This window comes from Pseudoalteromonas sp. P1-25 (assembly GCF_001401805.1).
GTDB lineage: Bacteria > Pseudomonadota > Gammaproteobacteria > Enterobacterales > Alteromonadaceae > Pseudoalteromonas.
In genome coordinates this window covers 1-23,223 of record NZ_LKDW01000001.1, presented here as the reverse complement: position 1 = coordinate 23,223, position 23,223 = coordinate 1, and the positions used below count along the sequence as shown (strand labels likewise).

At 39.8% G+C, this 23,223-nt stretch carries 23 protein-coding genes; 13 read left to right on the top strand and 10 right to left on the bottom strand.

Translation table 11 applies throughout. The features are described from left to right. Window positions 1-492 precede the first annotated feature (492 nt). On the top strand, window positions 493-1,368 hold the full coding sequence (locus AN393_RS00110; RefSeq protein ID WP_055016993.1) for a nuclease-related domain-containing protein: 876 nt from the start codon (window positions 493-495) through the stop codon (window positions 1,366-1,368). 44 nt (window positions 1,369-1,412) lie between these two features. Here AN393_RS00110 and AN393_RS00105 read toward each other — a convergent pair whose 3' ends face one another. Next, window positions 1,413-1,754: a hypothetical protein gene (locus tag AN393_RS00105; protein WP_055016992.1), complete on the bottom strand. Its 342-nt coding sequence runs from the start codon at window positions 1,752-1,754 to the stop codon at window positions 1,413-1,415. After that, complete coding sequence (locus AN393_RS00100; RefSeq protein WP_055016991.1) at window positions 1,755-2,774, bottom strand: hypothetical protein; 1,020 nt, start codon at window positions 2,772-2,774, stop codon at window positions 1,755-1,757. 928 nt (window positions 2,775-3,702) lie between these two features. Here AN393_RS00100 and AN393_RS00095 point away from each other — a divergent pair. The 10 genes from AN393_RS00095 (at window position 3,703) to AN393_RS00055 (ending at window position 10,847) form a co-directional block, all read left to right on the top strand. Further along, complete coding sequence (locus AN393_RS00095) at window positions 3,703-4,362, top strand: hypothetical protein (protein WP_055016990.1); 660 nt, start codon at window positions 3,703-3,705, stop codon at window positions 4,360-4,362. Continuing rightward, a complete protein-coding gene (locus AN393_RS00090) occupies window positions 4,359-4,844 on the top strand; it encodes a hypothetical protein (RefSeq protein ID WP_055016989.1) in 486 nt (161 codons plus the stop codon). Before AN393_RS00095 ends, AN393_RS00090 begins: the two co-directional genes overlap by 4 nt. A gap of 1 nt (window position 4,845) precedes the next feature. Next, the gene (locus AN393_RS00085; protein WP_055016988.1) at window positions 4,846-5,625 is read left to right on the top strand and encodes a hypothetical protein; all 780 of its coding nucleotides are present in this window, start codon (window positions 4,846-4,848) and stop codon (window positions 5,623-5,625) included. Window positions 5,626-5,685: 60 nt separating this feature from the next. After that, window positions 5,686-5,949: a hypothetical protein gene (locus AN393_RS00080; protein WP_055016987.1), complete on the top strand. Its 264-nt coding sequence runs from the start codon at window positions 5,686-5,688 to the stop codon at window positions 5,947-5,949. Window positions 5,950-5,988: 39 nt separating this feature from the next. Further along, the gene (locus AN393_RS20390; protein WP_162838355.1) at window positions 5,989-6,129 is read left to right on the top strand and encodes a hypothetical protein; all 141 of its coding nucleotides are present in this window, start codon (window positions 5,989-5,991) and stop codon (window positions 6,127-6,129) included. Then, window positions 6,129-6,662: a hypothetical protein gene (locus tag AN393_RS00075; RefSeq protein WP_055016986.1), complete on the top strand. Its 534-nt coding sequence runs from the start codon at window positions 6,129-6,131 to the stop codon at window positions 6,660-6,662. Before AN393_RS20390 ends, AN393_RS00075 begins: the two co-directional genes overlap by 1 nt. Before the next feature lie 52 nt (window positions 6,663-6,714). Next, on the top strand, window positions 6,715-7,626 hold the full coding sequence (locus AN393_RS00070; protein WP_235576003.1) for an NYN domain-containing protein: 912 nt from the start codon (window positions 6,715-6,717) through the stop codon (window positions 7,624-7,626). Window positions 7,627-7,690: 64 nt separating this feature from the next. Continuing rightward, on the top strand, window positions 7,691-8,164 hold the full coding sequence (locus AN393_RS00065; protein WP_055016984.1) for a hypothetical protein: 474 nt from the start codon (window positions 7,691-7,693) through the stop codon (window positions 8,162-8,164). A 2-nt stretch (window positions 8,165-8,166) separates the two neighbouring features. Beyond that, window positions 8,167-9,300, top strand: a complete 1,134-nt coding sequence (locus AN393_RS00060; RefSeq protein ID WP_055016983.1) for a DUF1570 domain-containing protein — start codon at window positions 8,167-8,169, stop codon at window positions 9,298-9,300. A gap of 986 nt (window positions 9,301-10,286) precedes the next feature. After that, complete coding sequence (locus tag AN393_RS00055) at window positions 10,287-10,847, top strand: hypothetical protein (protein ID WP_055016609.1); 561 nt, start codon at window positions 10,287-10,289, stop codon at window positions 10,845-10,847. 217 nt (window positions 10,848-11,064) lie between these two features. Here AN393_RS00055 and AN393_RS00050 read toward each other — a convergent pair whose 3' ends face one another. Both AN393_RS00050 and dgt read right to left on the bottom strand, forming a co-directional pair. Next, window positions 11,065-12,675, bottom strand: a complete 1,611-nt coding sequence (locus tag AN393_RS00050) for a hypothetical protein (RefSeq protein ID WP_055016982.1) — start codon at window positions 12,673-12,675, stop codon at window positions 11,065-11,067. 166 nt (window positions 12,676-12,841) lie between these two features. Then, window positions 12,842-14,308, bottom strand: coding sequence for a dGTPase (dgt, locus tag AN393_RS00045; protein ID WP_055016981.1), 1,467 nt, complete (start codon window positions 14,306-14,308; stop codon window positions 12,842-12,844). 191 nt (window positions 14,309-14,499) lie between these two features. Between dgt and AN393_RS00040 the strand changes: the two genes are divergently transcribed. Beyond that, entirely contained in the window at window positions 14,500-15,723 is a 1,224-nt protein-coding gene (locus AN393_RS00040; protein WP_055016980.1) for an alkaline phosphatase family protein, read from the top strand. A gap of 31 nt (window positions 15,724-15,754) precedes the next feature. On the opposite strand, the gene AN393_RS00035 is transcribed toward AN393_RS00040, so the two are convergent. From AN393_RS00035 to AN393_RS00010, 6 genes are all read right to left on the bottom strand, one after another. Continuing rightward, window positions 15,755-17,095 (bottom strand): ATP-binding protein, encoded by a 1,341-nt coding sequence (locus AN393_RS00035; RefSeq protein WP_055016613.1) that lies wholly within the window; start codon window positions 17,093-17,095, stop codon window positions 15,755-15,757. Then, entirely contained in the window at window positions 17,085-17,777 is a 693-nt protein-coding gene (locus AN393_RS00030) for a response regulator transcription factor (RefSeq protein WP_055016614.1), read from the bottom strand. Before AN393_RS00030 ends, AN393_RS00035 begins: the two co-directional genes overlap by 11 nt. Further along, the gene (locus AN393_RS00025) at window positions 17,777-18,310 is read right to left on the bottom strand and encodes a PepSY domain-containing protein (RefSeq protein ID WP_055016979.1); all 534 of its coding nucleotides are present in this window, start codon (window positions 18,308-18,310) and stop codon (window positions 17,777-17,779) included. Before AN393_RS00025 ends, AN393_RS00030 begins: the two co-directional genes overlap by 1 nt. Before the next feature lie 136 nt (window positions 18,311-18,446). Then, the gene (locus AN393_RS00020) at window positions 18,447-19,763 is read right to left on the bottom strand and encodes a DUF5666 domain-containing protein (protein WP_055016978.1); all 1,317 of its coding nucleotides are present in this window, start codon (window positions 19,761-19,763) and stop codon (window positions 18,447-18,449) included. Between the two features lie 156 nt (window positions 19,764-19,919). Then, window positions 19,920-20,663, bottom strand: a complete 744-nt coding sequence (locus AN393_RS00015) for a zinc-dependent metalloprotease family protein (RefSeq protein ID WP_055016977.1) — start codon at window positions 20,661-20,663, stop codon at window positions 19,920-19,922. 60 nt (window positions 20,664-20,723) lie between these two features. Then, the gene (locus AN393_RS00010) at window positions 20,724-21,440 is read right to left on the bottom strand and encodes a hypothetical protein (RefSeq protein WP_055016976.1); all 717 of its coding nucleotides are present in this window, start codon (window positions 21,438-21,440) and stop codon (window positions 20,724-20,726) included. 377 nt (window positions 21,441-21,817) lie between these two features. Between AN393_RS00010 and AN393_RS00005 the strand changes: the two genes are divergently transcribed. Beyond that, window positions 21,818-22,975, top strand: coding sequence for a benzoate/H(+) symporter BenE family transporter (locus tag AN393_RS00005; RefSeq protein ID WP_055016975.1), 1,158 nt, complete (start codon window positions 21,818-21,820; stop codon window positions 22,973-22,975). The last annotated feature ends 248 nt before the right edge of the window (window positions 22,976-23,223 follow it).

The following is a 23,223-nucleotide window of genomic DNA, read 5'->3' as shown; positions in this document are numbered from 1 at the left end:
CCCGACAAATTCCAAGTACCTAAATCCCTTTAGGCAATGCGCGTTAAGTGATGCTTACACACGGACGTGTTTCATCGCGTTTACGTTCATATCATTAATTTAAATTGAGGATATAGTGTGATCCTCGGGGCGCCGAGAGATTCCAAAGAGAAGTCGGCTTCTACTTCTCCTTGGTTGCCATCGCCAACGCGATATAAGTAAATACAATTAAAAAGCTCCGTTTTTCGCGCGAGCAAGCTGTACGCCTACGTCGAGTTTTAACAGAACACTTTGATATAACCTGTAGACGCGCAACTTGTTGGCGTTATAAAAGCAGGGCTTTTATGGTGTTAATTTATTAAGTAATGAGAAGCTACGCTTCTAACGTGAGCAAGCTCGACGTCTACAGGTGTTTTGGTGAAATTTGTTGAATAGATTGTACGGAGTTTGAATTATACGACATGTACCTGTTTTTAAGGTATAACGTAAACATTGTGATTATAGGAACTCCCCATGGATGATTTATTAAACCAAGGTTTAAGCCTTTTAGTTATTGTAGGTAGTGTTTATTCCTTATTAGGCGTTTTGTTTCTCAAAATATGGCTTCATCAAAAAAATGCCAAACTACCTGTTGAGCGAAAAAAACTCAAACGTGTTGCTGCGCAAACACTTAGTGAACAAGTAAATGACAAGATTGTTGATGTAATAGGGCTTATCTTTTTATCTGCGTTGATCGTTACAATGCCTTTTGCCATTAAAGGGATTGCTGAAGTATTTGCCAGCGGCGAGTTAAATTACTTTTTGGTTATTTTAATTGCTTTGGGTTTAGTTTATGTAGCAAGAAAGCTGTGGGTTAAATCAAACCTTTTGATAAAGCTTAAACTTGGACGAGATGCGGAGCTTGCCGTTGCATCGGAGCTTATAGAGTTACAGTCACATGGGTACCAAGTGTTTCATGATATACAAGCTGATGGGTTTAATATTGATCACCTAGTGGTAGGGCCAAATGGTATTTTTGCTATTGAAACAAAGGGCAGGTACAAGCGAATAAAAGATGATACAAATTACAAAGTTAAATTTGAGAAAAATCGTTTAGCGTTTCCCTCTTGGTTTGAAAGTAAGCCGTTAGAGCAAGCCCAAAATCAGGCTAATTGGGTGAATAAATGGCTGCAAGAGGCAACGGGCTTTACTACCCAAGTTTTGCCAATTTTATGCTTTCCTGGTTGGTTTGTAGAGCTAAAGCAAAGGCCAGAATTTCCTATCGTTTCTCATAAACAATTAGTTAAAACGATTCTTTCAATGCGACATATTAGCTTAAGCCAAGAACAGCAACGTGCTATTTGCTATCAAGTGATTCAGCGATCACTGCATGAAAGTAAAGCAATGTAAAAGCTACACTTTTTTGGGTCATGAAAGTGTAGCCGAATACGTGTCTACTTTGAAAAATAAGAAACAATACACAGACACAGCATCATCCCTGTAACTGAAATTAAGTGGATCATGCCTATTGTTTTATCAACAGGACGTGCATATTTGGCTACAAAACGCCCATCAAACATCGGAGTTGGTATGCGGGAGCGTTCAAAAAACATTGCAAATACATAAAATGAAACACTAGCGCCAATACCTTTATCCCAACTTGGGGGAAGTACACCATCCTTTTCCATATTTTTATTAATATGTTTTACCGAAATTCTTGAAAACAATATGCCAGAGGCAAAGGTACCTATCATAAATACGATGAGAGAATACCCAGCAAAATGAGCTGCGGGCATCTAAAATACCCCTTCAAATATAGGTTTTCTGTCGTATATGTTTTCAGAGGTTTGTTTCATAAATTTGCTCATTTCATTACTCGCTGCAAAACCGACATATAGTCCTACACCTAACGCAATGACCCACCCATATGGAGTTAACATAAGTAAAGAACTTAAAGCTGTTGTTGTAACCGTTCCAACATAAACACCAGTTGCAGTAGCCGCCCCAAAACTAGCTAGTTCGGTTGATATACTTCTTTGTAGGTTGCCGCCATTTTTGTAATCACTATAAACAGAAATGCCTCGAAAAACACTATCTAAGGCAATCATCCCATAACCTAGCCAACGAGCATTATTTTCGAGCCGTTTAATTTTGTTTAATTCAGCAGTACTACTTATATCAAGTTTAGTTGAATGTCTGGCACTTTTGGCTATATGAACACCACGGTCAGGGTTAGACCAAACTGTACCTCTTCGACTTGCACGGTTAGTATTCATAAAACGTTGTAATTCAGCTTGATATTTAACTTGCAGCTCTTTAAATATAGCAAGCGCTTTTTGCTCTAAAGCGACCATGTGGTATTTAGGTATACCTGATTTATGTGCGGCTCGAATGTCTTTTAAAGATGCTTCATATTTAATCGCTAAATCAACAAATTTTGAACTGCGAGCTTCTATTGATGTGGCACCTGAACCAACAATAGTATGTGTGTTACTTTCTAAAAATGGTATCACTTGAGCTTGAAAGTCAGAAATTGCAAGCAAGGTTTCACTCCCAAAATCACGTAACATACCTGCAATATTTCTTCTTGATTGAGCTGGTAGTAGCGAGAATTGTCTGAGTATATTTTTTTGTTCTGAGGTAGGGTTATCTGTGAGTTGAGAATATTTTTTGCGCCAGATATATGGTGTACCAGAAGTTATTACTTCATTTTTTATATGGCTGTTGTCGTTGGAGAAAACGTCTTTTTCGTCTGTTTTGCATTGAACTGCTTTTTTTGTAATTGGATCAAAACAAATAACTATATCTATCGCCATGGTAATTCCTTTTACTTTAATGGGTACGACACCATAATAAATCGCATATATTTTTTAGTCAAATATCTCCAACGCTTTTATTAACAACAAATTTGAAAGCGGCTGCAGAGATAGCTCCTATTATATCCAAGCCTGAAATTGATTAATGATAATTAATTTACAGCAGAGCTTATTTTTAAAAAAAGGCCATTTGATAGTCATGGCTAAAGCGGTAAAAGAAGCTTTAAAAAAGAGCGTGATTAAACTTCGCGCCTATATCGAGTGTTAAAAGCAGGGCTTTTACGGTGTTAATTTATTAAGTAATGAGACGCTGCGCTTCTAACGTGAGCAGGCTCGATGTCTACAAGCGAAATTAACCACAGAGAAGTGAAGAAAAATAACGGTCGAAGTGACAAACTAATACTTGGGTTTCTTCTGTGTAGCGCGAAGCGCCTCTGTGTCCTCGGTGGTGCAATTAATGAGTAGCAGCGGCTTTATGCAGCGAAAAAATTTAATATAAAACGCGAGGTAAGCTCGCTGCTACGTGTTAAGCCCATACTAACGTGGAAGTAAAACGCAATGTTGTGACGTGCAGCTTGATGGGGTAACGAGTAGATAGCTCGTAAGAATTAAACCAATATAATCACAAAGAGGTGTGCGGATCTTATCCCCTTTACAGGTGTGCAGGGTAACTTAGTACTTCTTAGGGCTTTAAGTTACGCTAAGGAGCTTGCAGAATCGGAACATGCATAGACATGAAAATTATTAATGAGCCTCTCTTTAATTATAATTTAGGTGTGCTGGAATACCTCTATCCTTCTGATGGAGAAAAGTTTGTAAAAGTAACTAAGTTATTATGTATTCTTTAAAACCAGATTAGAAGATGCAAGTGGTTGTGTTTTGGAGATATATCGGCATAATTAGCAAAAACTATTTACAAGGAAAGTAGGTGCAGTCAACTACCATAAACTCAGATTATTCAGCTAACACTACTTTTAACGAAACACCAAACTATACCCAGCATACGGATAAAAGCCAATTATCTTCTCTTACAAAAGATGAATCACTATATCTAAATAAAAAGCGAAAAAGCTGGAAGTTCATTAATCCTAAAAACGTGTTCATTTTTAGGGACCAACCTATTGGTATATTTAATCATTTGCTACATATAGTAAGTTTTTTAATATGTTCATTGATGTTTATTTCCTATCTTTATCTTCCATTGAATAATGAACTCATTATAGATGTAGGAACTTATAGAGATATAACACCATTTGAGCGTTTGGTGAAAACGCTATTAGTAGGTTTGGTTTTATTTAACTTAAATACATTGAAAAAAAAGCTAAAAGCTTACCCAGTCAAACGCTATTGGTTTGCTATGGCATCTAATTCATTGTTTAAGACTGTTATTTTAACCCTTTACTATTTACTTTTTTTACTTTTATGTGCAGCTTTTATTGGCGCAACTCAAGGGGCTAACTTATTTAGTGCGATTGAGTTATTTGGGCAGAGCGCTCAGTACGAAGTATTTTTAATAATTAATGCTATTATATTAATATCAATTATTTGGCATTCCTTTAGCTTTTGCCGCAAGGAGCTTAAGCAATGAAATACTTTGTTGTTTTAATGTTAGTGTTCATTTTATTTTCGCAGCCTAGCTTTGCGAAGAGTGATTTGCCCTATAGTTGTAAGGAATACTCAAAGGTTGAAGATAAAGATCTTGTACTATTTAATAAAAAACAATTTATAGAACTTGGTGAATGTGCTGGAGCCGAATTAGTTAAAGCTAAAAAAGTCTTCCATATATCAAGTGCATGCTCAGAAGTTATAGAAGACAAGCAAAGCTTATTAGGCATTTTTAGTTTATCGAAAGTTGAAGCAATTAAAATGGGAGTCTGCTTTGGGGCTATTAATGCAGTTTATACTCGCTATGATAGAGAGTTAACTATAGATAGTGGTCGCTATCGCACAAAACGTTATTACAGTTGTAAAAAAGGCATTGAAGCCGTAAATACCCTTGTTTTTGGTGCCAAGGATGAGTATTACGAGCGCTCTGAATTAAGAGATATTTTATGTAAGCAGGTGTATTAGAGTGGTAAAAACAATTGAAATTGAAACTGAAACGATCCCCTCAATTGCTAAGTTATATATCAACTTAGCGCCGTCTAATACGCTACACAAAGAGCTGCATGACGCATTAAATAATATTTTTACAAAAGGGCACAAAGATTCAGAAGATTCGCATGTTTCAAACCGCGGTGTGCTTGAATATCGTAAAGCAATGATTATTTCACAAAAAACGATACAATTTAGTCGTGTAGAGCATAGAGTTATTCGGGGGCGAAAGGCGTCTATATATAATGCACTATGTTTATACACGTTGCTCGGCACAGCTGGAGCTAAAAAGGTTTTCCACGAGTATTATTCTACGCGTTTTAAAAAAGATAAGCGTGAATTCAAACTATTAAATACACTGTCAAAAAAAGAGCTTAGTACTGAAATGTTATTTTTTGGGGTGTCGCAGCGCTCTTTCGACAGTATAAAAAATAAGCTGTTAGATGATGGTTTTGATCTGTTCACAGATAAGCTTCCTTCTCCATTTCAAAGTATGAAAAACAACGATACCGATTTATCACCTCTTGCTGTACTTTATGATAGAGATATTAACTGGCAAAAGTTTATAGAAATTTATATTAAGTCAGATAAAAATTTTAAGTCAAAAAAGTATATTGAGGCAAAAGATACACTCCAAGAAATATCTGATAAACGTTTACTTAGACTTTCATTAGTTAAGGTGTTAATCACTAATGTGGATGCTGCTATTAATGAAAATAAAGAAGCTTGGGAGTATCTTCAAAATATTTTAAACTAATCCTTTGTAGTGCTCCGCACAAGTTCATTATTAAACCTAGTTAACAAATGGAGTTTAATAATGAAATCAATCAAACGTATACTTAAAACCCTTCCTCCCTATCAATCTGCCCGTTATGCGGCCGAGGCTAACAAAATATATAAGCATCTTTTGTTAGGGCGTAGCTATAGAGATATTGGCGGTAAAAAGCTCACTATTTCTCCCAATCTGATACGTTTTAAGTTGGGTCATTACCGCTTGATTTTTATATTTTCAAATGGGGTCTTTCACCCACAAGCATTTATTGCTCGTAAAAACCTTGAGTCTTACCTAAAACGAAGGTGAATAACGTTATTCACATAAAGTTTAATTTAGGAGCAGAAAATGACCAAAAAAATAAGCCCAGCTAATAACCAAGCAAATCAAGGAAATGCGAATAAAAGTACTGATGGTGTGAATAAACAGTACGCCAAGGTCCATAGTAATAGTGGTAATCAATTGAATAAAAATAGAGGTGATAAGTAATGGAACAGTTAATACAAGCAAAATGCTCTAAACCTTTTCAAGGTGTTTTAAACACAGATCCTCAGGTTGACCCAAATGTATCTGCATTAAATTTTGATAAGTTAAAGTGGAAATTAACGCAATCAGCCGAGGCAACATGGGAAAATGAGTTGTGTGATTTTGCAGAAATTGAATATCGAAAATTTTTATCGCTGAAAAAGTGGTACCCAAAACTATCACTTGTTCCTAGCAAGTTAGTCGATAAGTTTTGGCATGAACATATTTTAGATACAAATAGTTATACAAATGATTGTGAAGCATTATTTGGCTTTTACCTTCATCACTATCCTTATTTCGGAATTTATGGAGACAAAGACCAATCAAAATTACAAAGCTCATTCGACGAAACAGTAGCGGCATATGAGACGCACTTTGGTCCATTCCCTACAGCTGAGTTGTATTCAAACGAATCTGTACAAATGGCTCGTTGTGAAGATCATGCCTGTCATGCTCCCACCTCATGTGCATGTCGTGTGCCAGGAGCTTGTAAGTAATTGATAAAGAGCTGCTTGAGAGCAGCTCGTTATATGTATTAAAGGGATAAAAATGAATTTTACTTTTGCAGTTTTAGTTGATGGTGAGAACGCATCTTATACTGACTACGCGTCTTTACTTGAAGAGGTTGAAAAGTATGGCACAGTGGCAATCAAATGGGTTTACGCTGATTGGACTTCTGTACGCCATGGTAACTGGCAACAAATTTTACACAAAACCGCTTCTAGTCCAAAGCAGCAGTTTCAGTATGGGAAAGATTCAGCTGATCACGCACTCGTTATGGATGCTATTGAATTAATTAATAATAATCAACGGATAAATGGGGTATGTATAGTATCTAGCGATGGTGGGTTTTATAGCTTAGCGCAACGTATAAGAGAAAAGGGGTTGCATGTTATGGCAGTAGGGAATGAAAGTACCCCAGAGCGTTTTATTAAGGCATGCCATAACTTTGTTTTTACTAAAAACTTAACAGAACCTGCGGTTTCAAAGGTTTATAATGACGTAAACTCTCTACTTGTAAATTCTTACATACGCTGTGCACAAAGTAATGAGCCTGTTTACTTAGGAGATTTAGGAAGTACACTAAAAACGTTGGATTCATCTTTTGATTATAGAAATTACGGTGTAAACAGTTTAAAAGCTCTCATAAAAAGTAAGTGTGGTTTGTTTGAAATAATAGAAGAAGGCCACGATCGTTGTTTTATTTCAATGATTAAGCAGTCTACCCTAGATTGTACAGAGTGTATGGTCGGTGTTATTCGTAAACTTGATAAGGGTAAGAAATTTGGTTTTATAACGTCGGAACGCGGTGATTTTCATTTTAGAGTTGATGAGTTATTAGGTAATATTGAAGAATACAAAGAGACAAGTAAAGTTTCTTTTTACCCAATTAAAAGCAATGGAGTGGTTTCACAAGGGCTCAAATGTCCAAGCGTACATAAGATTGAAATATGTAATTAAAGGTATTTTAAAGGGGCTATTACTTTGTAAATTTGCTCCTTGATTTTTTAGTTAGCAATAGTGAATGATTAAATGGATTTTAGTTTTGCTTAGTTTTATTTCAACGTACGCTTATGCAGGCGAGGCTTACACGCAAAGTAAGTGCGCAAGCATAAAAAAGGAGCGTGAATCTATTCGCTCTCAATTTAGGCAAGGTTATAGCGTTAAAAAAGGTGAGCGATTAACGGCTCGCGACAAAGTGTTGTTTAGCCAATTGGCAAAGCACTGCAATAAATCTAAAAAGAGTAATCACTCATACCGTCCACATGCAACACGTTCAGTAAATACCAACTGGTTACTTAATCAAAAGGTATCAAACATGACTTTGCACAGTGCCAGCTATAAAAACAAAGCTAAGCTTGAGGCGTGGTCTAAATTTTATAAACTACCTAAGCGGTGTCGTAAAAAAGAAATGGAAACAAGCGATTTTGTTTGGTGTAGAGAGTACAGAGTGGCGCAAAAGCAAGTATTTGAAACCCAATGGCAGGGCCGTCCGTAGTTATGTTTAATAGTAAGCTTCGTATAGTATTTATGTTTGTTGTGATGCTTATTGCATCAGCGCTTATTGCTAATCATTTTACAGGGCGAGTGTTTAATTATCACGACCCGATAGGTGAAGTTAAGCGTATTTACAACGATTTATACGTAACCCAGCCAAGTAAGCCATTAGTTAAATCTCAACCCGTAACCCCTATAAAAACGCCTGCGAGCAGCTCTTTTGCACCTGCATGGAACCACTCGCCTCAAGCAGATAAAACACAATGTACAGATGTATCTTTAGGCGAGGTAAAATATAAACGTAACGGCGATATATACACTTGGACCGATAAGGCGGGAGTTACGCATTTTAGTGATACTAAGCCTAACTTTGCTGTAGCAACGTACGAGAGTAATTTTTCTGAGCCACTGGATTATTTTGACCTTAATCTAAACACACCTAATTTGCCGCCTTCATTTAACCAAAAGCTACAAGTAAAACTCAATACCGTATTTAAGGTGTATGGACAAATTATTGGCACGCATGCCTTAAAAAAAGTAAAGCTAAATTTAACGGTATTACCTAATCGTAGGGCTTATAACGCCGCTATTACTAACAATGGCGGCAACCCAGAAAATACAGCAGGAATGTATTTTCATGCAACTAACTCTGCGTTTATTAATTTTAGTGGCGAACAAAACACCATGAGAACGGCAGTGCACGAAGCAGTGCATGCCATTAATAAAGCAGTTTTAGGGTACACGCCTAGGTGGTTAAATGAAGGGTTTGCTGAGTATTTTGAGTTTACCCATAACAATATGCAAACTGCTATTGTAGAGCCTAATCAAACCTGGGTACGTAATAATAAGCTTATTAAAAACGTGCTTAGACTTAATCGGTTAACGGGGTTAAATGATACGTGGCAAAAAGGCGACAGTAGTATGCTTTACGCTAGTAGCTGGGCTGCAATTTATTTTTTAATGGATACCCAATCAGGCAGATTATTACTTAAAAATATTATGCTGGCTGAGCAGAAAAATCCCTGTAACAAGCTCTCGAAAGCTCAATTAAACGCGATGTTATTTAAACAGTTTCCTGCGTTTAATCATGACTATTCAAAATGGTTAAAAGCGCCATTTAAGCCACATAAATTTTAGTTTGTTTTGTTAAAATCGTAACTTGGTGGCGTTTAAAAGCAGGCTTTTACAATGTTAATTTATTAAGTAATGAGAAGCTGCGCTTCTAACGTGAGCAAGCTCGACGTCTACAAGCGCGATATAAAAACGCGCCTACGCATCACATCCACGCTAGCGTAAAGTTTCACCTTGTAGACGCGCATTGCTTTTGTTTAAAAGCAGGGCTTTTACGGTGTTAATTTATTAAGTAATGAGACGCTGCGCTTCTAACGTGAGCAAGCTCGACGTCTACAAGTGCGATATAAAATCGCGCCTACGCATCACATCTTCGCTAGCGTAAAACTTCACCTTGTAGACGCGCATTGCTTTCGTTTAAAAGCAGGGCTTTTACGGTGTTAATTTATTAGGTAATGAGACGCTGCGCTTCTAACGTGAGCAAGCTCGACGTCTACAAGCGCGATATAAAATCGCGCCTACGCATCACATCTTCGCTAGCGTAAAGTTTCACCTTGTAGACGCGCATTGCTTTCGTTTAAAAGCAGGGCTTTTACGGTGTTAATTTATTAAGTAATGAGAAGCTACGCTTCTAACGTGAGCAGGCTCGACGTCTATGAGCGCGGTATAAAATTGCGCCTGTATGTGAGTGCCTTTTTTGTGTTTTTTTTACTTTGAGTAATTTATTTAAGTTTTTGTAACAATCGCTGTAAACTTTTTTGTGGTGGAGTTGTCATAAAAGGTGTTGCCTTTTACAGATTGTTACAAATAAATAACCTGCCAGCTAGTTGCTAATAAGCGCGTAGCTGTTGCTAACATTATAGTGTGGCGATATGGGTTTAACGGGATGATGTTAAATTTTAACATTTATTAAATTGTGCTTTTAATTGGGGCGACCTAGTATTAAAGATTGACAGTACACACCCAAACAAAACATAATATTAACATTAGCTACACTTGAAAAGCATTTCACTTAATTGTATTGCGTAAATTGGTTAAAGGAGGGAAGTATTATGAACAAATTACTCATTGCATGCGCTATTACTGCTGCAACTTTGTACGTGTTTAAAAACGATTTGACCGCCTTGGCTCAAAATACCTCTTCAATAACTAACACCACTGCCACGCAGCCTGCTCAACCAATTGTGGTAGATATACAAGCAATGCAAAGTAGCCAGGGTATAACCAACAACAATGGCACGCCCCTTACCGAGCAAATAGTCATTACCCCGCAAGAGGTGGGTGAATACTCTGAGCTTGAAGGCGCTGTTAATACTCAAAGCCCGGTTGATATAACCCAATCAGAACAAGTATTTTTAAACAAAGTGCAAAACAGCTTTGCTGAAAAGTCGTTATTTTTATACAGCTTTGAATGTAAGCAAAACGACTGTAATGCGGGCATTGTTGCAACCGATGGACAACCTAAGCACGAAGATATCGCTGGCGTGTTAGCCGATTTATCGGCGTCGGAAGAGTTTGCTAATCATTCTGTGCAATTAGCGGGTGTGGCGGTTAATAACGATGGTATTTTGCAATACGATTTAAACATTAAAAACATGCTCCCTAATAACTAAATAACGTATGTTTAGTCGCAGTAGGCGCATTTTCCACTCTTAAGTTCATACTTACAATAGCGCGTTTAATTAAGCTTAAACTCTATATTTTTAAACAAAAAAGCGGCTTTTTAGCCGCTTTTTTGTGTTTGTAGCTTTTTATTAAATCATGTTTACTCTGTTGAGATAGCGCACTCATTGCGTTAAAAGTTATCAATATAAAGCAGTAACATGCTCGCTAATCTTTTGTTTTCATGTTTTTTGCCCGCTCTTCTGCCTCTATTAAGGCTTGAGATTTAGGCGCTTTCTTTTTTGGCTCTATTACGGGCTTTTTATCTGAATTTGGATCCCAGCTTTCATCTAGCGATAAATTGGCAAATGGGTTGCTAGAGTCTGTTTGCTTGGGCGCACTTTTCGGCTCTGGTTTATCCGTAAGTGGTGATTCGTGGGCCTCTGGCGCCGGCGTATCTAAAGAGGGGCCGTCACTAGATTTTACTGATGCGTTTACTGGTTCAGGCTTTTTACTTGCCTTTAATGGCGCATCAGGATCGTAGGTACGAATTTCGGGCTCTTTAAAGTCGTGTTCGCCATTAAACGTGGTTTGTTCAAGCTCGCTGTTTTTATCGCCAGTATGCAGGTGCGCGCTGGTATTTGGCTCGGTGATCGGGTTACTTGGCGCGGCCGGTTCGTTTATAAGTGTTGACTCGTGTGGTTTAACTTCTTCAATAGGCTTGGCTTTTGGTTTTTCAACCGCACTGCTTTGCGGCTTGCGGGGTCGCTTAACCGAAGGCGCATCTGGGTCAAATTCTCTAACTTCGGGCTCTGCAAAACCGTTTGCACTTTGTATACGCGCTAATGTGTTTTTAGCGGCGGCTTCAAACTCGGCGGTGTTTGGCTCTGGCGCTACTTTTTTAGGCTCAGGGGCTGGTACATCTTCTTCTGGTTTAACTTGCTGTGGCTCAGCCTCTGTTACAGGTATTGGCGCGTTTGTTGCCTCGTTTATAGGCGTATTAGGGCTTACTGGTTCAGGCTCGCTTTGAGCTGCAACCGTGTGTGAAACTGGCTTTGTAAGCTCATCACTTTGGTCTGCGGCTTTGGGCGCTGTTACGTGTTTTGTACTTATATTGCTATTTTTAGCAAGCGTGCCTGTTGCGGTTGGCGCAACAGGCGGCTCGGGCTTATTTTGTTTAGCGCGGCGTAAACGTATAACCACCATAGCGCCAATTAATACCACAATAAGCAGTAGTAAACTTGGTAACAGTAATGAACTTGGCGGCTCTTCAACCGGCGCAGGTATACTTACTGGTGCCGGTTTTGGCGTAGTATTTACCGTTGGCTGCTCTTTTTTAGGCTCTGTTTTTAGGGCCGTTTTAGGTGCCGATGGCTGCGTTTCTGTTTGGGTAATTGGGGGGGGTAATTCGCTGCTATTAGGTGCAAGTTCGGGTGTAGGCGCACTTGCTGCATCCTCATTAATTTTTGGGCTTTGCTCGCTTATTGGGGTAGTAGGTTGAGTGGTTGTTGTGGCTTTGCTTGCACTTTGTTTTATGGCTTCTTCTGCTGCATTTATTTGCTCAAGCAAGGCTTGCTCTTGCTCGGGAGTAAGTGCAAGCGGTTCTGGCTCTTGTTCAACCACTGGGGGCGCTACTGGTTTTGTTTTTACTTGCTTAGGTTTATTACAGTTTCTGTTAAAATCGCGTGCGGCCTTACGATACTGCTGGCTGGCTTTATTATTACTGTACTGCTGCATTTCTTGCTTAATTAAAATACACATGGCTTCGTTATAGGCAGCGCTTTGGCTGCTGTAAAATAAAGCAAAGCAAAAAATAAGTTGAGAGAGTCTAATAATCATAAAACACGGCGCTTAAGTATCAATAGTCTGATTTTAAGCGCAAAATTAAAATATATCTAGGCACTAAGGGCGTGTTGACCTTTGCGGATTGAAATTTGTTCAAACTAGGGGCAATTAAATCGTGGCGCGAGGTTTGTAACCTAGTGAGATAAGTAAAAGCTCCTCGTTAATCAATCACCATTAGGCTGCGGTACTCGTCGTAGGCAAATTGGTCGGTCATGCCACTTATGTAATCTTGTATTAGCCTACAGCGGTAGTAAAACTCGTAAGCGGCAAAGTGGTCGGGCTCTTCTTGCATGGCATCTATGGCGTGCTGATAACTATTTAAGTGCTTTTTAGAGAGCTTTTTAACCAAACGCGATTCGATTAATAAGCGTGAGTCGCCATTGAGTGCACGTTTAAAGTCGTCACTGTTAAGTTGCAGCAGTGGCTTATAACAATCGAGCAGGCCATTAATTATGCGGTAGCCTTGCAGTTCTAGTTTTTCTACCTCTTTGTTAGAAAACACATGTTTAAGCGCCACTTGTTTTAAGGTTTTAGTAACCGCATGCAAGTGGCTGCTATCTTCTAGCAGGGCTTGGTTAAAGTCGCCATGGTAAATAGGTTCAATGTGCTCTATAAAACGCTTGGCGGCGTGATTTACAAGCGGGTGGAGCAAGGCTACTCGCAGGTATATAAAAAATTCGCTGTTAAAATTATAAGGCTGTGCATTGGCGCGCTCTAGTGCGTAATCTACCGCTTTATCTACAAAGTTTAGGTGTTCGGTGTCGTCAATGGTTAGGTTTATTAGGGCTTTTTTATATTCACTTTTCAACTGTTGGCAAAGCAGCTCGGTGGTTATTATATCTTTTTCTACGGCGTCTTCTATGTCGGCTAGGCAGTACGAAATATCGTCGGCTGCTTCCATAATGTAACTGGCCGGATGGCGGCAGTATAGCTCTATAACCAGCTCGTTTTGTAGTGCCTCTACAAAGGTTTTTTCACTGTAGTAGTAACCTACTTTTTTCATTAAGTAGTTTTTATTTTGCGGTATGTCTTTTGGGTTTAAGCCTGCAGGGCGGGTGTATTTTAAAATGCCTGCGCTTTGGCAATAGGTTAAGTTTAAGCCCAGCAGTGAATGAATGATACGTATGCCTTGAGCGTTGCCTTCAAAGTTACAAATATCGTGCGCTAAGTGTTTAAAAATAACCCCTATGCCGGTATTTTGCTCTTGGCAGCGCGCAGGTGTAACGCTTGCTAGGTTGTTATTAAACCAGTGATTTATGGCGGCTTCGCCAAAGTGTCCAAAAGGTGGGTTGCCAATGTCGTGCATTAGGCAGGCCATTTCTACCAAGCTTTCGAGCGGGCGTTCTAGCCCTTTTAAACCAAACTCGGTTTGCTGCTCAAAACTTAAATTGGCAAAAATGCGCTGCACTATAAAGCGCCCTACTTGTTGTACTTCAAGTGAGTGGGTTAAGCGCGAGCGTACCGCGGCGTTACGCTCTAGCGGAAAAACCTGGGTTTTTTGCTGTAGGCGGCGAATAGCAGCACTGTTAATTATGCGCCCGCGGTCGCTTTCCATTGCCATTTGCAGGTTTGCGGTGGTGCGATACATGCGCGCTGGGGTTATTTTTTTACTAAAGTCGATAGTCATCTGAATCCTTACTAAGTGGTGACGACTGGCAAAGTAAATGCGCGTTGTCATTCGTTTTAAATACTTACTTGTTAATATATACATCTAGGCGAGTTAGGTACAGGTGTGTGTATCATTTAAGGCTTAGCAATTGTATTATAAAGCTATATTTTTCAGTATTTAACGCATTTTAATGTAGGCGAGTATTTGTAATGAAGTATGTATTTTTAAAGGCGATAATGTTGGCGCTTTTAGTGTTAACCAGCCACGTGGCTTATGCGGCAAAAGAGCAAACCGTTGTACTTATATCAATAGATGGCATGCGTTGGGATTACATAGAAAAACACGGCGCATCTAATTTAAAAGCCATGGCTACTAAAGGTGTACGCGCACAAAAGCTAATGCCGGTTTATCCCACAAAAACATTTCCTAATCATATTTCTATTATTACTGGGTTATTGCCGGTGAACCATGGCATTGTAGATAATAAATTTTGTGATAAAGCGCGTAAAAACCAGTGTTACAGCATGGGTAAAGCGCAAAACGACAGCACCTGGGTCAACGGTATTCCACTTTGGAATTTAGCTAAAATGCAGGGCTTAAAGTCGGCTACTTATTTTTGGCCAGAGTCGGATGCGCGCTTTAATGGTATGACGCCAGACTATTATTTTCATTACTCTAAATACAGTGAGTACCAAGGCCGTGTTGATCAAATAATTCAATGGCTAAGCTTACCTAAAGCGCAGCGACCGCGATTTGTGGCAAGTTATTTTTCGTTGGTTGATAGTATGGGCCACGAGTTTGGGCCAGACGCACCACAAACACGCGATGCAGTTAAGCAATTAGATGACCTTATGGGCCAATTGCAGGCGCGTTTAAGTAAATTAGAGCAAGATATTAACCTTGTTATTGTGTCTGATCACGGTATGGCGCATGTGGACCCTGAGCAAAGTATTGATATTACAACCTTGCCTAAAAGCGATAACTTTATTATTAAAAATACGGGGCCGCGTTTACTTATTTATGCAAAACCTGGGGTAACAAGCGAGCAAGTTGCAACTTACAAACAAGCCTTACAGTACGCAGCAAACGGCCGATATACGGTGTTAAATGACCAGCAATTAGCGGCTTATCATTACAATAAAGGCACCCGTGTAGGCGATATTGTTGCGCAAACGAATGCCCCTGCGGTGTTTACTAATGAAGGCAAAGCGATGTACTTAGGTACACATGGCTATGCTTACACCGACGATATGGCAGCCACGTTAATTGCGATAGGGCCTGCGTTTAAACAAGGGCTAAGCCTTGAAAAAGTAAATAACCTTGATATTTACCCAGTGCTTGCAAAGGTAATGGGGCTTAAGCTATTAAATAAAATAGATGGCGACGGTAAAACTCTTATGCCAGCTATTAAGCAAAAAATAGTGGTGCATTAGCGCCACTTTTTCCATCCTCAAAGTAGCTCACTTAATTAAGCGGATTGGTATCGCTGATTGTGCTGCTAAATCCGTGTTCGTCACTGTTAAGCGTTAAAGTAAAGTTATGCCTATCGCAAATTGCTTTTACGGTAGCAAGGCCTAAGCCAAATCCGTCTTTTTGCCGTGCAATATCGCTTCTGTAAAAGCGCTTAGTAAGTTGACTTAACTGCTGTTTATTAACCCCTTTACCGTTGTCGCTAATAGTAATGCTATTTTGTAATAGAGTAATCGTTATAGTGGCGCCGTTACCTGCGTATTTAATGGCGTTTTGCAGCAGGTTATAACACGCTTGAAACACGAGGTTTTTGTCGCCTTCAATTATAAGGTTGTGGTTTTTAAGTAGCGTTATTTGCTGCTGATTTTGCTCTGCTGTGGGCTCTAGTATTTCTATTATGTCGTTAATTAAAGGCACTGCGTGTACAGGCTCTAATTTTAGCGGAAACTGCCCATGCTCTAAACGAGTAAGCTTTAACATAGCGTCAAAGGTGTGCAGTACGTTTTCTAGTTGCTCTATTGCAAGCCCTAGGCTTGGTTGTTTTAACGCTTCTTGCTCAAGCATTAAACGTAAACGCGTTAGCGGGGTTTTTAAGTCGTGTGCTATGTTGTCGGTTATGCCTTGCACAAGGGCAAAGTTTTCTTCAATGCTTTGCAGCATGGTATTAATGTGTTTAGCGAGGGTTACAAATTCGTCGCCTTTTTGTTTGTGTACAACGCGCGCCGATAAATCGCCTTTTTGCACTTGCTCTGCCACATTATTAAAGTAATTTACGCGTTGTAAATGGCGCCTAGCAAAAATATACCCAAATACACACGTTACAATAAGGCTGAGTATGCAAGCCCATATTGCAATTGTTTTAAACTCGGTAATTAAGCGGCTTAAATGCTCGGTTGGCGTGGCAATAACCACGGTGCCATGCTGAGTTTTAACTAAACCTGTGGTAAGTAATCTAATTTGCTCGCGTTGCGTATCTAATACCGGAAACTCCACCGTTTGAGGTAGTTGAGGTATATCGTTTGGCAAAAAGCTTAAACCTTGGCTTTGTTCGTTGTCGTTTTGCCAAAACATTAAAATGCCACCTTCGTTTTTAAATACGTTAAGTTGTTTAAAAAACGAGGCTTTATCAAATTTATTGGCAAGCCCTTGTATTCTTACTTGCTCTGCATTTAAACGCCTGTCTACCTGGCGCGTTTGCTCACCAAGTAATAATTGATAAATAAGCACAATACACAGCACCAGCACCACCGAGGTAATTGTGGCAAAGGCAAGCGTTAAGCGCCACACCGAGCTTACACGGGGGTTAAATTGCCACCATAGCGATTTATTGTTCATTGTGCTGCGCTTTTTGTAACCGATACCCCACGCCCCGTATAGTTTGTATTTCTACGGTGGCATGGTGCTGCATAAGTTTTTTACGAAGCCTGGCTATGTGTACATCTATTACGTTGGTTCCGGGGTCAAAATTATATTCCCACACCGATTCAAACAATAACGTGCGTGTAACTAGCTTGTCTTTATGATCTAGCAAAAAGTGTAATAGTTTAAATTCTTTAGGTTGAAGAGTGAGTGTATTGCCGTTTACCTGCGCTTTATGGTGGCGATAATCTAAGCGTACGTTTTCAAACTCTAAGGTGGTGCTTTGCTCGCTTGCAGGCGAAGGCCTGTTTATCAGTTTTTCTACACGTATGGCCAGTTCAGAAAACGCAAATGGCTTTGTTAGGTAGTCGTCGCCGCCCGCTTTTAAACCTGCTACGCGTTCGTCTACTTTATCTAATGCGGAAAGAATAAGTACCGGGGTACGCTTGCCGGTGGCCCTAAGTGCGGCCAATACTTGTAGCCCATCAAGTTTAGGTAACATACGGTCGAGTATTATTATGTCGTGCTCTTCGCAGGTGGCCATAAGCAGTGCTTGCTGGCCGTCTTCGGCAGTGTCTACGGTGTAGCCTTGCTCGTTAAACGCTTTGTATAAAAACTCACGATTTTGTTTGTCGTCCTCTACTAGTAGCAGCTTCATTAATTACCCCAACGCAGTAAAGGCAGGTTTTTACCTGTGGCTAAATCTATGGCTTTTTTATGCCGACCTTTTGCTGTAATAAAGGTGGCAACAAGGTAGGTTATGCCTATGTCTTGCTCTAATTGCGACTCAATTAAGTAATAAGGCGGCGCAGGGCTTAACTGCTTAACTAGCTGATGCATTTGGTAATGTTTTTTCTTCATTAGTTTGGCAGCAGCTACTTCGTCTTCTTCGTCAAGTTCGGGTTGTTCATACTCCTGCTCAATAACCTGCCCTTGGGCATTAACAATTAACTCAATAAAACGGTTATTGTTTAAATCAAACAGCGTGACTTCGTAAACGGTAATGCCTTTTTCAAACTCAAGTTCAAACTCTACAATAATGCCTTGGCTTGAAAAGCTTTTTTCTATTTTTGCTAAAATTTGCTGTGCAGAAGGGGCGTTAGCTTGGCTGAGCTTATTAAAAATAGCGGAGCTATTAGCGTGGCAAAATGCGCTCGCAAACAGGGTTACAGTTAATAAAATATATTTCATAAATAGGCTCTTGTGGCTTGAACGTTATTTTATGCGTTAGTTTATCAAATAAACAAACAACTCTGTTTAACTTTAATAGGGCTTGTTACCGTAAAAGGTAACAAGCCCTTTGCAAAGTTAAGCGTAACTATTGTAGTTAATCGTCTAATACGCAGGCTCTTACCTGGTTAGCACTCACCCATTGGCACTCAAGATCTACATACTGGCCGTTAAATTGTGCTAACGAGCTATCTTCGCTCACATAACCCCATATTGAGGCTTGGCCATTGTTATTTAACGCTACATTGCCTTTTAGGTCTATGGTGTTGCTGTCATCCTCAATGTCTACTTCGCTGACTAGGGCTTGCTCAGCGGTATAGGTGCCTTCGAGTTCTAACCATTGGCCGTCTAATGTGGCTGCGGTTAAACCATCTTCGTATTGTGTTTGATTAGTTAATGTAAAGTTTTGGCCGTTAATCGTGGCTGTGTTATTGGCATAGCTAACAAGCCCCGATACAGAAAATGTATAGTGCGAGGTACTTGGCGCTGTATTAGTGTCTTCAAATTCAATGCTTGTGGCTAATAATTTGCCATTACTTTGCTGCCATTGGCCGTCTATTTCTACCTGTTGGCCTGTGACTAAATTAGCGGCGGTGCCATCTTCGTATTGGGTTTGCTCGTTTAATGTTACTTGCCACTGAGTATTAATAGTTATAAGCGTTTGGGTATTATTTACAAAGGTAATAACGCCTTCAAGCTCTGTGTATGTGTTATCGCTAAACGCAGGGGCTTGCTCAGCATCTACCTCACTGGCAATAACGTGTTGTTCATTAAATATGCCTTCTACTTCTACAAATTGGCCATTATTGAGCGCGCCTTCAACGTCGGCTTGTTGATAATTAATAAGCAAGTCACCTAAATTAAATGTGCCAGCTTGTGTATTTAAGTGAGTAATGCTGCCTTTTAGTTCAAGCTCTTCTTGTGGATTATTTACAGGCGCCTGGTAGGTCACTGTAATGCTATTGGTTGAGTCGCTGTAGCCGCTAATTTCAAGCAGGTCGCCTTGCGACAGGCCTGCGCTTTGCACGTTGTTTAGCTGTGTACCTGCTATGGTTAATGTATCGCCATTAATATTTACAGGGCCTTTTAATAAGGGCTCGTACTCAACTTCGGTGGCTTGCGAGCCATTTGTTTCAACTTCTAGGTACATGCCTGTTTGAATATCGGATAGGCTGGCGTTAATGCCATCTATTTCTATCTCTGCGTTACTTGCTGGAATAGTGTGATTATTAATAGTAATTGCATTGTCGCTTACCTCTGACACTTGGCCAATGATAACACTTGGAAAATTACTCACCTCAGAAATGGCGTCTGTGTTTTCATCACTTGAGCTGCTTCCGCAGGCGCTTAAAGCAAGTGAAATAGCAGATAACGAAATGAGTTTAACGGTTGTGTTTAATGGTGATTTAATCATAGCTTACTCCTTGTTTTTGATATGGAATAAGTGTACCTAAGCAAGGTTATTTTTAAGGTGGACGCAAGATTAAATTTTGTTAATGTTTGAGGTAAACAAAAAAGAGCGCCAGAGCGCTCTAAAGGGAAAAAATACAAACGGTTAAACTAATTTAGGTTATTTAAAATTAGCAATGCTTGTTTTAGTGTCGGTCACGGTGCGAATAGCATATGCTTGGCCAGTTACACCAAAGGCTAGGCCATTTACACTCCAATTAGGATTTGAGAAGTAATCGTATTGGGTTGCGCTGCCGTACACGTGCGGGTAAGCCATAATGCTGGCAAATTCGTTTTGCACACCGTGGCCCATACCATCAACATATACTCCACCTGAGGTGTCACCTTGTTTGCGTGAGTGCGCTAAACCTTGGTTATGACCAAGCTCGTGCACAAACGTAGTAGCACCACAATCTATAGCCGTAATTGAGTACATACGGTCGCTCATTGAGCTGTATAAATTACCGTTAGTGCCTTGGCCAACCCATGCTAAACCACACGAAATTAAACCATTGCCCGCACTTTGACCAGTACCCAGCACGGCTACCATGTCGGCTTTCCAGCTAGTGCGTAAACCATCTACATAGCTGCTGTTTGTTACTGCATCTAACCAGTCTTCAGACGGTGTAATGGCATAATCGCCAAGGTTTTCTGTGCCCGCTAAACGCAGTGTAATATCTACCCCATTTTGGCTATAAACCTGGTTACTAAAGGCGATCAGCTGGTTTATTTTAGTGTTTATATTACTTGTTGCTGCGGCCGATTGGTCGGTATATAAAATACCAATATCAATCGTTACTGCCTTTGCTGCACTTGTTGCAAATAGTGCGCTGGCAATGGCTGCCGTAGTGATTAGTTTTTTCATTTTTATATTTCCTTACTTATGTAGTGGTTGGAAGTTTTACTGCTGATTGATTTAGTTGGGTTACTGCATGTTGGGTTGTTCGGTTTTTTTGGGGGCAAACATATCTATGGTTTTATCTGTTTTTGGTGTGGGTGCATCTACGTGATGCTCTATGTGGCTTTTGTATAAGTCGCGTTTTGCTGCAATCCAGCCATATTTACCTTTGCTTTCAAAAACGTAATTGCCGCTAGGTGCGGTAAATTGTCCATAAATTGCGTCGTCTCCTACGGTCATAACTGTGGTGTGGAGTTGCCCATTGGCACCTATTACTTGGCCAAATATGCTTTTATCGCCATTACTAGCCTCAGATAACGAGGTGATTTCGGCGCTGTAGGTTTCGGCGGTTTGCGGGATTGAAATATCAAATGAGTCGCCAGTTTCGAGCGCTTGCAATGTATTTAGGTCAAACTCTATGTAGGCTTCGTTGTTTAAATCGCTTGGCAGCACCTTGGCGTTGGTAAGTACCTCTTTGGCTTTTTCAGATACCTTATTAATGGCTTCAAACTGGCTGCTTTGTGCTGGCTCATTAAGTGTTTGAGGCTGTACGTTAACAGGATCTTTACTCATATCTATAGGCTGAGGTGCTTTTTTATTGGCTGCAAATTTAGAGTCAACGGGCACTATATCTACTGCAACAGGGGCTGTTACCTGCTGTACTTTTTCGGTATTAAATAGCAGCTTATAAATAGCAAAAGCAGATAGTCCAAAGGCAACAATTATTAAAAGAGCGCGTTTCATTTGTTTCTCTTATGGGGTTTTTGGTTAACTAATTGTTATGTTTTATATCATATGAAGAATTAGATCAAGTTGGGGTGTGTAGTATTAAAGTGCTGGTTTTGCTTTTTGTAAATGATTGTAAATAAACAATTTACCCGTTTTGGGTTTTAAATTTTTTACTTTATAGGATGGGTTTTGCTAGGGTTTTAGCGAGGTATAGACGAACGCTAAAAAATATATTTATTTTTAATCTGGCAATTAAGTGTGTTCACTTTATAGGTAAAAATTTTTTTAAAATAATGAATATTTTTCACGCTTAATAGCGTAAACGCTAATTGCAAAGCGTAAATAGGCAACGTATGTTGTGAGCATAAAAATCTGAATTTAAGAGGGATTTTATGACGTTTTCGGATCAGCTACTTAATCGTGCAACTGCAGGATTAGTGGCGGTTATTATAGGTTTTTCAAGCTCTATTGCGCTTATTTATCAAGTTGTTATTACCCTTGGCGGCACACCCGACTTAGTGGCAAGCTGGCTTTTAATGTTAGGGCTGGTAATGGGCATAACCACCATAGGGCTGTCGTATTATTATAAAGTGCCGGTTTTAATTGCGTGGTCTACCACTGGGGCGGCTTTACTTATCTCAAGCGCAAAAGGCTACCATTTAAATGAAGCCGTTGGTGCATTTATGTTTGCCGCTACATTGGTTTTTATATCGGGGGTTACGGGTTGGTTTGAAAAAATAATGAACAGAATACCAAGCGAGCTTGCCTGTGCCATGCTGGCAGGCGTGTTGGTCACTTTTGGTATAGATGTATTTAATTTTATGAATGAGCTACCACTGGTTATTGGCTTAATGGTGCTTATGTATTTTTTAGGAAAACGCTTTTTTGCACGTTTTGCCATGCTAAGTGTTTTAGTTGCAGGTGTAATACTGGCGTGGCAAATGGGGCATATTGATACCGGCACTATCCACTGGAAACTAAGTGAGTTTACATACATAACGCCGCATTTTAATTTGCAAGCGTGCATAAGTATTGGCCTGCCACTTTATATAGTGACTATGACCTCTCAAAATTTACCGGGTATTGCTGTGTTAAAGGCACACAATTATAAAGCGCCTATTTCAGCCACGCTCAATGTAACCGGTTTTATTAATATTTTAACGGCTCCATTTGGTACGTACTCTATTAATTTAGCGGCCATTACCGCTGCTATTTGTATGAGCGACGAGGCCGATAAAAGCCCCGATAAGCGTTATTGGGCAAGTATTGCCGCAGGCGTATTTTATATTGTTATGGCACTATGCGCGGCAACGCTCGTTGGCTTAGTGGCAAGTTTACCGCAGGCATTAATTTTGGCTTTAGCGGGGATTGCGTTGTTTGGCACCATTGCTAATAGTTTGCAACAAGCGTTAAGTTCAGCCCAATATACCGAGGCCGCAATAGTCACGTTTTTGGTAACCGTATCTGATTTAACCATGCTCTCGGTGGGTTCTGCGTTTTGGGGAATAATTGCTGGGGTGTGTACGTTGATGATCACTCGTAAAGGTTAAATAAAAGCGTTCAGGAATAGGTTAAAACAGGTAAAAGCGTTGCTTTTAAAACGAAAGCAATGCGCGTCTACAAGGCAATTTACCTCGGTGTTAATTTTGTAGGTAGCCGTGATTTTATATCGCGCTTGTAGACGTCGAGCTTGCTCACGTTAGAAGCGCAGCTTCTCATTATTTCTACCACCCAGGACACTTAGACGCTTCGCGCTACACAGAAAAACACGCGTAACGTTAAGTCACTTTTCTAGGTA